Below are 1,178 nucleotides of genomic sequence, written 5' to 3' on the forward strand. Positions count from 1 at the left end.
CACGGTCGCCGCCACGGAAACCGCCCTCACGACGGTCACCACCACGGAAACCACCCTCGCGGTCCCCACTGCGGAAGCCACCCTCGCGACGGTCGCCACCACGGAAACCACCCTCGCGGTCACCACCACGGAAGCCACCTTCGCGGCGGTCACCGCCACGGAAACCACCGTCACGGTCACCGCCACGGAAACCACCCTCACGCGGCGGGCCCGAGCGCGAACCGTCACGGTCACCGCCGCGGAAACCACCCTCGCGGTCACCACCGCGGAAACCACCTTCGCGGCGGTCACCGCCACGGAAACCACCGTCACGGTCACCGCCCCGGAAACCACCCTCACGCGGCGGGCCCGAGCGAGTGCGGTCACCACCCTGGTAACCGCCCTCACGACGGTCACCACCACGGAAACCACCCTCACGCGGAGCGCTGGACCGCGAGCCGTCGCGGTCGCCGCCACGGAAGCCACCCTCACGGGGAGCGCTGGACCGCGAGCCGTCGCGGTCGCCGCCACGGTAACCACCCTCACGGCGGTCGCCGCCCCGGAAACCACCGTCGCGGTCGCCGCCTCGGTAGCCGCCTTCGCGCGGAGCGCCCGAACGCGAGCCGTCGCGGTCGCCGCCCCGGAAACCACCCTCGCGGGGAGCGCCGGACCGGAAGCCGCCCTCACGCGGAGCCCCCGAGCGGGATCCATCACGGTCGCCGCCCCGGTAGCCGCCTTCGCGCGGAGCGCTGGAGCGCGAGCCGTCGCGGTCGCCGCCCCGGAAACCACCCTCGCGGCGGTCACCGCCTCGGTAGCCGCCCTCACGGGGGGTGCTGGAGCGCGAGCTGTCCCGGTCACCACCACGGGAGCCAGAGTCGCGGCCGCCGGCGTATCCGCCTCGGGCACCGCCGCTGTCGCGGTCTCCCCGGTACGGGGGCCGGCCTTGGTCGTCGCGGCGTGGGCCGCGGTCGCGTCCGCCCGCACCGTCAGTACGGTCTTCGTAACGACGGGGACGGTCTCCGCCCTGCGGTCCTGAACTCACAGGTACATCCTTCCTGATTGCGCCACCAATGGCGCTACGCAGTCGAGGGCCGACCCTGATGGCTCCATCGTGGACACCGTCGCCGACAACGCCTCCAGCGGGCTCTTCGTGCTCGGCACCACGCCGCGCCGGCTTGCCGACGTGGACCTGCGACTGT

2 pseudogenes are annotated in these 1,178 nt (G+C 73.5%); one reads left to right on the forward strand and one right to left on the reverse strand.

The window, feature by feature from the left end:
* Nucleotides 1–963: pseudogene (locus ABZ749_RS35455) on the reverse strand (hypothetical protein); the annotation flags it as partial.
* Nucleotides 964–1,087: 124 nt separating this feature from the next.
* On the opposite strand from ABZ749_RS35455, the pseudogene ABZ749_RS35460 reads away from it, so the two are divergent.
* Nucleotides 1,088–1,178, forward strand: a pseudogene (locus ABZ749_RS35460) (2-keto-4-pentenoate hydratase); the annotation flags it as partial.

It is taken from the genome of Micromonospora sp. NPDC047753 (assembly GCF_040642735.1).
Taxonomy (GTDB): Bacteria; Actinomycetota; Actinomycetes; order Mycobacteriales; family Micromonosporaceae; genus Micromonospora.